General features: G+C 24.0%; 1 protein-coding gene. It reads right to left on the bottom strand.

Features of this window, described 5'->3' with window-relative positions; all coding sequences use genetic code 11:
- Nucleotides 1–271, bottom strand: a 271-nt coding sequence (locus SB679_RS24350) for a hypothetical protein (protein WP_410704834.1), incomplete at both ends; no start/stop codon positions are given.

Below are 271 nucleotides of genomic sequence, written 5' to 3'. Positions count from 1 at the left end.
TAATTTAGACAAAATTTCATATTTCTGTAGCTGTAACTGCGGAATAAAAATATTGTCAGAATAACTTTTACTTAAATCAGAGATGAATTCAAATTCTAAAAGTTGCTCTCTAGTGAACAAAATATTACTTTTAAAGAATGAAAATAGCTTTGAATCGTTATTGTCAGAATAAAATTTAGTTTCTTCAAAAAGAGATTTCAACAATTCAATCTTTAAATTGTAACTGAAAAGTAAATCTTTGTTTCTATTCTTTTTGACTGTGTTTTCATAA

Source organism: Chryseobacterium sp. SIMBA_029, assembly GCF_046535275.1.
In the GTDB taxonomy this organism is placed as follows: domain Bacteria; phylum Bacteroidota; class Bacteroidia; order Flavobacteriales; family Weeksellaceae; genus Chryseobacterium.
The sequence above is the reverse complement of the archived record's forward strand: the minus strand, read 5'-3'. Positions and strand labels throughout refer to the sequence as shown.